Annotated in this window: 9 protein-coding genes and 1 pseudogene; 4 read left to right on the top strand and 6 right to left on the bottom strand. The window is 68.8% G+C overall.

The window, feature by feature from the left end; all coding sequences use genetic code 11:
* Positions 1-526: 526 nt before the first annotated feature.
* The 4 genes from ACZ4V6_RS36305 to ACZ4V6_RS36290 all read left to right on the top strand — a co-directional run bounded on the left by ACZ4V6_RS36305 (position 527) and on the right by ACZ4V6_RS36290 (position 2,891).
* A complete protein-coding gene (locus tag ACZ4V6_RS36305) occupies positions 527-1,057 on the top strand; it encodes an SMI1/KNR4 family protein (protein WP_467835498.1) in 531 nt (176 codons plus the stop codon).
* A gap of 326 nt (positions 1,058-1,383) precedes the next feature.
* Entirely contained in the window at positions 1,384-2,298 is a 915-nt protein-coding gene (locus tag ACZ4V6_RS36300; RefSeq protein WP_467835497.1) for a hypothetical protein, read from the top strand.
* Positions 2,295-2,519, top strand: coding sequence for a hypothetical protein (locus ACZ4V6_RS36295; protein ID WP_467835091.1), 225 nt, complete (start codon positions 2,295-2,297; stop codon positions 2,517-2,519). The genes ACZ4V6_RS36300 and ACZ4V6_RS36295 overlap by 4 nt, the downstream gene beginning before the upstream one ends.
* Positions 2,520-2,723: 204 nt before the next feature.
* Complete coding sequence (locus ACZ4V6_RS36290; protein ID WP_467835495.1) at positions 2,724-2,891, top strand: hypothetical protein; 168 nt, start codon at positions 2,724-2,726, stop codon at positions 2,889-2,891.
* Between the two features lie 599 nt (positions 2,892-3,490).
* On the opposite strand, the gene ACZ4V6_RS36285 is transcribed toward ACZ4V6_RS36290, so the two are convergent.
* From ACZ4V6_RS36285 to ACZ4V6_RS36260, 6 genes and pseudogenes are all read right to left on the bottom strand, one after another.
* Positions 3,491-3,703 carry a hypothetical protein gene (locus ACZ4V6_RS36285; RefSeq protein ID WP_467835493.1) on the bottom strand — a complete coding sequence of 71 codons (213 nt, stop codon included), beginning with the start codon at positions 3,701-3,703 and terminating at the stop codon, positions 3,491-3,493.
* A gap of 187 nt (positions 3,704-3,890) precedes the next feature.
* On the bottom strand, positions 3,891-4,214 hold the full coding sequence (locus ACZ4V6_RS36280; RefSeq protein WP_467835491.1) for a hypothetical protein: 324 nt from the start codon (positions 4,212-4,214) through the stop codon (positions 3,891-3,893).
* Positions 4,160-4,603 carry a hypothetical protein gene (locus tag ACZ4V6_RS36275; RefSeq protein WP_467835499.1) on the bottom strand — a complete coding sequence of 148 codons (444 nt, stop codon included), beginning with the start codon at positions 4,601-4,603 and terminating at the stop codon, positions 4,160-4,162. Before ACZ4V6_RS36275 ends, ACZ4V6_RS36280 begins: the two co-directional genes overlap by 55 nt.
* Before the next feature lie 200 nt (positions 4,604-4,803).
* Positions 4,804-5,064: pseudogene (locus ACZ4V6_RS36270) on the bottom strand (ISL3 family transposase); the annotation flags it as partial.
* 17 nt (positions 5,065-5,081) lie between these two features.
* Positions 5,082-5,468 (bottom strand): transposase family protein, encoded by a 387-nt coding sequence (locus ACZ4V6_RS36265; protein WP_467835490.1) that lies wholly within the window; start codon positions 5,466-5,468, stop codon positions 5,082-5,084.
* Between the two features lie 62 nt (positions 5,469-5,530).
* On the bottom strand, positions 5,531-7,117 hold the full coding sequence (locus ACZ4V6_RS36260; RefSeq protein WP_467835488.1) for a glycosyltransferase family 39 protein: 1,587 nt from the start codon (positions 7,115-7,117) through the stop codon (positions 5,531-5,533).
* Positions 7,118-7,470 lie beyond the last annotated feature (353 nt).

The following is a 7,470-nucleotide window of genomic DNA, read 5'->3' as shown; positions in this document are numbered from 1 at the left end:
GCATCAGCGTCCTGTTCGCCATGCTCCGCGACGGAACCTTCTACGAACCAAGGAACCCCCGAACCGCTTGACGAAGGACATAGAGGCACCCCCCCCGCGGCCGGTCGTCGCCGGAGGCCTCGCCCGTGGGGCGCTCCTGGCACAGCAGCCAGCGCTCGCGGCGGTCCGGCAGGGGTGCTGAAGGGACGCCCGGAGATGGGCAAGGACGAAGCCCTGTAGCTTGCGGTGGCGTTCCTCGTCGACAGTCAGCGCGATGACGAGCCGCCTTTTGACGTCCACCTGGAGCTGGTCGGCGAGAGCAACGGACCGCTGATCGTGCCCTACAACTGCGTGCAGTACCTCGCCACGCGTGACCCGAGGGAGCAGCTGCTGGACTGCTCTCCCGTCCTCGTCGATCTCGACAGCGGCAACGTGCGGTTCGGGCTGCTGGAAGAGCGGCATCTGTGGAGAACCCCCAGTCCCAGCCAGGACAGGGGACCGGTCCGGGCATCGTGGCTGTCGGTGGCGCCTGCCATGATCCGGCCTCATGAGCGCACCCTTGCTGTCGGCCGCCTGGCTGGCCTTGTGGACCGGCAGAGTCTCCCGGGCCCTTGCGGTAATGACAGCCGACTTCGAGCGCCGTCACGGCTTTCCCCCCGGCACCAACGAGATCCTGACCGCCAGCGGCGATGACCGGGCCGCGGCTCGCGCGCTGGCCGGCGCCGACCGTATCCCGGCTGACCTTGCCACCTTCTACGACAGCGTCGGCGGCCTCGTCTGGGAAGACGTCGGCAACGGCTACTTCCTCGACTCCGCCGGCGACGTTCTTCGGCGTTCTCAGGAGGGCGGCACTGCTGCCATTGGCACGGGCCAGAAGGCCCTGGGCCTGGTCATCGGCTCGAACGGAGGCGGTCTGTCCTACGTCGCGGGCCTCGACGGAACGGTCCACCGGACGCGGACAGCATCGCTGGACGAACCAGAACTCGACCAAGTAGCCGGTGACCTGCGGCAGTTCCTCGAACTGCTGGAAGTGTCCCTGACCCGGTTCGTCACCGACGGAGAGCCGGGACCTTGGTAGACCGGCCCGATACGACCATGCGCAGGCCGCCGTACGCTCCGCGCCTGCGCCCGGGCGCGTTCCGGCTCGGCGAGCACCTGACCGTGGCCCTGGCACGCTGTGCTGCCCCTGAGTACGAACGCGCAGTAGCGGAGCCGTCCTGCCCGCTCTGGCCCCATCCCGCCTCGCGGGACGGGGCTGCTGAACGGCACCCCCACTATCCCGCCGGGCGGGACGCCGTGGCCCGCCCGGCGGCGGCCGCCCCGGGTGCGGGCAGGCTGCAGATTGCCGCCGTCCCCGGGTCCGTGCGGCGTGTCCCAGACGGTTCGAGGAGAAGGCCCCTTCGGATGAGTGAGCAGAGCGTGCCCCCACCTGGTGAGTTCGGTCTCTGGCTGGCCGAGCGAGGCCAGGACGCCTACGCCTTGGTGTGGGCGGATGCGCCCGATCAGACGGCCGGCTGGTCCGGCGGCGTGGAGCCGGAGCCGCCGCGGCTGGGGGAGACGGGCATCGCCCGCCCCAGCTTCGACCTCGCCCGCGTCAGCGTGCAGGAGGTCGCTTACGGCCATCAGGAGGCGCTGCAAGGCTGGCTGCAGATGGACACCGGCGCCCGTGCGCTGGCCATCGTCACCGCCACCCCCGGCGGTCTGCGCGAGCACACCCCCGGCGAGCTCGCCGCCCGGCTGATGCGCGATCCGGCCACTGACCAGGCCCGCCTGACCCGCCGGCTCGCCGACTGGCTCCACCGGCGCAGCACCACCGCCCCGCAAGGCCTGGAGCTGGGACGGAGCGCGGCGGCCGCCGCCTGGACCTGCCACCTGCGCGCCTTGAGCAGCTTGCCCCCGCCCGCCGTCCTCTCCCTCGCCCTGGAGGCTGCGGGGGAGCGGGACGAGGCCACCGCCGAACTGGTGGCCTCCACCGGCCAGACCGTCGCGGCCCTCCTGGACCGCCTTCAGCGCCCCTGGCGGCCCCGCCACGAGCTGATCGATAACTGGCACGTGCTCGAACCCCTGGCGCCACATCGTCGACGGCACCACGTAGGGGAGTGCCGCAGGTGGCCACCACCAGCGCCCCCGCCCCGCGCCGCACCTGCACCTGCGTTTGCAGGTCCTCGGGATCCATCGAGCCGTCGGGCCGCACCCGGACGCGTACCTGCTGCAGGCCCAGGTGCCAGGCCCGGCCGGGCGGCCTTCCCTCCTCTCCCGGCCGGACCTGCTGCCCCGGCTCGCCGCACGGCCGTGCGCGGGGGCAGGCTGGAAGGGTGAGCGGTGCGCCGGTCGTCGTGCACGGCCGTTCTCTGTCGGGCGGCCGGAGAGTCACGGTGCGCCGCCACGGTACGGACGTGGTCCTCGGCACCGCCTACAGCGACCACGACCTGGTCGTCTTCCTCGAAGCCGCCGGTATCGCCGGCCCCGCCGCCGTCCTGGACGACCCGCGCCTGGTGGAGTGGCGCGACGGCCCCGCCCACGACTTCGCCGCCGCCTGACACCCTGGGCCGCCAGGGAAGGCACCGCCCCGTAACGCCGCTGACCCCGTCCGCCCGTCGCCCCCGTCCCCCGGGGGCCCGGCATCAGGCCATAAGAAGCGCCGTCGCTGGCAGGAATCCGGCTCCCGGAACGCGCAGGGTTCGACGTAACGTTGCCTCTGCGTAACCGTCAGGCAAGGCGCAGACACGGAGAGCGACACACCTGTGCAGAACGACACCGAGCACCGCTTGCACGAGGCCGACTACGCCGCCTACGTCGAGCACCTGAAGACTTGCACCGAATGCGGAACCGTACGCTGCCTGGTCGGTGAAGAGCTGTGCACCGCCTATCTCACCCGGATCCGGTTCAAAGGCCGCACCGCTCTTCCCTGACCCGAGACATCCTCGAGCGCACCGGCACCACATCTGCAGAGGACCGGGCGAAGAGGGCGGGCAGTACACCCGGCACCCGCCCGCCCGTACCGCCCTCGGTGATACCACCCTGAACGCTGTCACCGACGAGAACGGCACCGGGGTATGAGCCCTGGGCCGTCTTCCGTCGTCTGATCGCTGCAGGCCGGCTGACGTGTCTGCCTGGTGAAGGGGCTGGGGCCGGGCGGGCGACGGGGGGCTGCGCCGGCCCGGCCCCAGAGGAAGGCAACGGCCCGCGCAACGGGGGGTGATTGCGGGCCATGCCGGGCCGCGAGAGCCCATCGGGCACAGCGTAGCGGCACTCACTCACCTGGGCGAGCCACCGACACAGCCGACGATCAGCAGACGCAACCCCCTTGACGCTGATCAGCACACCGGCCCACCCGCGCCTGGCGCCCCGTGGACACGGCTGACACCCACGGCACTGCCCGCACCGCGGAGCGCACTGGCCCCCGTGGCTTTGTAGGTGAGTTTCAGGTTCTGGCACGGATCATGGGGAGCGGTCGCGGAGGGTGACAGGTTCGTTCGATTGCAGGGAGGGGCAGTGATCTCGGGGCCGGTCAGCGTTCGCGCATTCTGGTCCACCACCAGCACGTCGTCGCCCACTCGTTGTAGTTGGGCTCCGGCAAGGTGCGGCGCTCGAATTCCTCATCGATGCGCGCGATCAGTCGGCCCAAGTCCCGTCTGGCTCCGGGAGGAAGGTGCAGCATCGCCTGCTCCAGGTCATCACGGGCATCTCCCACCCCGGGCGAATCAAACGCGGAGGCGTCCAAGTAGCGTCCTGGCTGTGTGAAGGCCCACTCGAAACACGTGAGTGCGTTGGCGACCGCGTTGGGCCATATCTCTTGGTCTTCGACCCGGCGGATCGCTGCACGAGTCCGCGCGGAGACACCGTGGACCCTCAGGACCGGATACTGCCATCGTGGCCGCCACCGCTCTGCGCGGACGGCCTTGGGACGCCTACGCGGCATCGCCCTTTCGGATCAACATGAGGCCATCCTGCCACGGCTGGGCACGTGGGTGATTCCCCTCTCTACACACCACCGCGGCAAATGTGCCCGCTTCTCGGTTCTGTGCAGATCTCGGGGCGTCGGAGTGGCATTGGAGCAGGATCATCTTGCGTAGGAGTTCGAATCCGGCTCGGCCGTAGAGCTGCCGCTTGATCTTCTTGATGCGGTGGACGGCGCCCTCGATGCTGCCGGAGCTCCAGTCGAAAGTGAGGCCGGCTGTCACGGCGTCGAGGTCTCGGAGCAGGTGGAGTGCGAAGCCGGTGAGGCCGGGCAACTGGCTGGCGTCGACTGCGTCGATCCAGGTGGGGAGCGTGGAGCCGAGGCGGTCGGTGAGGATCTCTCCGAAGCCGCGGACGTGTCCGGCGGCCGTGGCGGTGCGGCGGCGGGAGCCTCGCGCAAGGTGGCGATGTGGGCGCGGACCATGCCGTAGGTGACAGGAGCTTGCTCGGCAACCAGCTCGCCGTGCAGTCGGGTGACGCTGGTGCACCCCTCGGCGAAGCGCCGTCCCAGGTAGGGCTTGTAGGGGTCCAGTCTGCTGGGCCGGGGGCGGTTGTCGCGGATGGTGTCCTGCCAGCGTGCGGCGTTCGCGTACCGGAGCACGGTGTTGAGCCCCCAGCCCAGGTGCCGGGCGATCGCCCGGCGTGAGTGGCCCTGGGCGAGCATCTCGTGGACCAGGGCGTGTGCAGCCTTCTTCCGCTCGGCCCGCGGCCGAGCGGTGCCGAGTCGCCCTGCGGCCGGCCGGAAGCCAGTCGGGTGACCTCTGGCAACATTCCGCTGGGCTTCGGGTTGCGCAGGCAGTCGCGGTGGGCGGCGACGCAGGTCTCCGCGGCCCGGCCGAGGGCCTGCCACAGATGGAACCGGTCGGCGATCTGCAGAGCATCGGGGGCACCGCGCCGGGCGCCCTCGGCATAGGCGCCCGCCCGGTCCCGGCAGATGATCTCCACGCCGGGAGGGCTGATCAGCCAGGCGGCCAGCGACCCGGCTCCACGAGTCGGGAGCACATCGACCACGCGATGGTCTTCGACGCTGGTCAAGACTGTGGAGTAGGTCTGGCCGCGACGGATCGCGAAGTCGTCCACGCCCAGCACACGCGGCGTGCTGAACCGTGGATCGGGCAATGCCATGACCCTGCGTAACAGGGTCATCCTTCCTGCACCGAAGCCCAGCTGGGCAGCCAGCCGAGCGCCGGCCCGCCCGGCGAGGGCAAGACCCACCCGCTCCAGAGCATGGTTGAGCCGCGTGGTGAACCGTGCGTACGGGGCGGGCAGTCCGCCGACCCGCAGATGAAGCGCCGGACCGTCAGCCGGATCACCAAGCCCTGCTCAGCAAGCGGAAGGTCCTTCAGCCTGCGCTGGTAACGATCGTGGATTCGGTCCGAGAAGCGGCCGCAGTCCGGACACGCCGCCGCGGCCGCGCGGCCTCTCGCCACCACCTCGACCGTGCCGAACGCGGCCGCAACCGCCTCGACCTCCACATCGTCGATCCCGTCGAACACCAGCGAGTCCCAGAACGGTGCATGGATCTGCATGGCCAGCACCATCACTGTCCACAGCCGACCAGAGCAGCGAACGGAATCCACCCGAGGGAGCGTCACTTCCGGCTGCCAGACGCAAGGCGTACGCCGTCTCGTACGAACCAGTCCCTCGCAATCGAACATCGAGGTAACGCTCCGCGACGACTCCCCAAAATCTGTGCCAGAACCCCGTTCTCGTGGACAAAGCCACTGGTGGAGTCGCACGAGCGATGTTGGTATACCGTGACCTTGCGGCCATGACCTCTTGATGCTGTGCAGCGGACGAACTGGTCGGCGAGGACTTGCTGTTTGGCCCGGTCACGATCTGTCGTGGGGGTGGACACGTGATCGTCGCTGACAACGATGATGCGGTCCGCGGCCAGCATGGCATCGGCAATCTCCCGCGGTGATCTCTCCCGTCCGTACAGGGTGCCCGAAGCATACGGATCTTGGGCCAGGGCAACGTCTTTGGTATCGGTGAACGCGGTCGGCGAGACGAGGGCGGTGTCGCGACGCGCTGCGGGTATGTACAGCACCGCGTCTCCCGGCTCACGGGCGGCCGCAACGCCGTGGGCCGTGAACAGGACGTCATCGATGCGGCTGCTCGCGCTGCGCATCGATATCTGAACGGGAAGCAGGCCGACGAAAGCGATGACCAGGACTGCAGCGCCGATGCGCTGGGATGATGCCCGAAAACGCTTCGCCAGTCCCTGGCAGGCTCCCCCGAGGAGCAGCGCAAGTCCCAGGTAACTGAAGAGGATGTAGCGAGTCTGGTAGACGGGCTGAGCGGATGACACCGCCAGGAGAAGGAGCGGCGGAAGGCCGAGGAGCGGCAGGGCGACGGCGATGAGGGTGGGTTGCGCGCCATGAGCAGTGCGGTCAGCCGTCTCGGATCGAACACCCCATGCGCACGCTGCCCCTATAAGCAGGGTCAGGAGAAGGCTGAGGAGGGTACTCGGCTTGACCGGAGGTATCCAGGCGATCTGCTGGGATTGCGTCTGGCTCTCGACGATGAGGGGTGAAGCGCACAGCACGACGGTGCACGCGGTGACCGCCCAGCGCCGAACAATGGTGCTTGCCGGTCTCGTCATGACGATGGTGATCGCATGCGCGGTCAGCATCAGCAGCGAGAACCAGTTGAGCAGCGCCGCGGTCAGCGCAACGGCACCGTACGCCGTCCAACGGCCTGGGGTCGGATCGTCAATCGACACGGCGAGCAGCCAAGTGGCCAGGGCCACGCAGAGCATGACCAGCGCATACGGGCGTCCCTCTTGGGCGTACTGCTGAACGGCGGGGACGAGCGCGAAGGACAGGCCGGCCGCAAGTCCCGCACACCGGCCGGCCAGGCGAGAACCCAGGAGGACGATCACCGCAGCGGTGCACGTGGTGGCCACGACGGAAGGCAGGCGCAGCGTGTAAAGACTGTCTCCGAAGAGCTGGAAGACGCCGTGCATGAGCAGGTAGTAGAGACCATGAACGACATCGATCTGCCCCAGCATGTCCTTGAGCTGGGGCACGGTTCGGTGGACCGCCGTCCACGTCGCCGCCTCATCACGCCACATGCTGTTATCACGGGTGATCCCCCAAAAACCGAGGACCAGCGTCAGGACTGACACGCACAGCATGTGCAGGCGCGGTTGTGGCACGGCGGGACTCGAAGGCATGGGGAACTCCAGGGGACGGGCATCAACACGCCGCTCCGGTCACGGCTGCGAGCCACGCTAGAGCCAGGAACGATCTTGATCTTCCCCTGCCGAGACGAGTCCGGACCTCCCTCACAAGTACTGGGATGTCCTCGCATCACCATGGAGACGTACGTCTGAAGTACCGGCCACACGCGACGAAACCGCCAGACAGTGATTCCCAATCAGGTTTGTCAAGGGCTGTGGTAGCGGCTGGTGACCGTGTTACTGAGGTTGAACTCGTGATGTCGCCTCGTGTCAGGTGGGTCGGATGGTCAGACCGGTCTCCGCGAGGCAGCCGTCGATAGGTGGCTGCGGTACTGGATGTGCCGCAG

Source organism: Streptomyces sp. NPDC029152, from assembly GCF_055564355.1.
The sequence above is the reverse complement of the archived record's forward strand: the minus strand, read 5'-3'. Positions and strand labels throughout refer to the sequence as shown.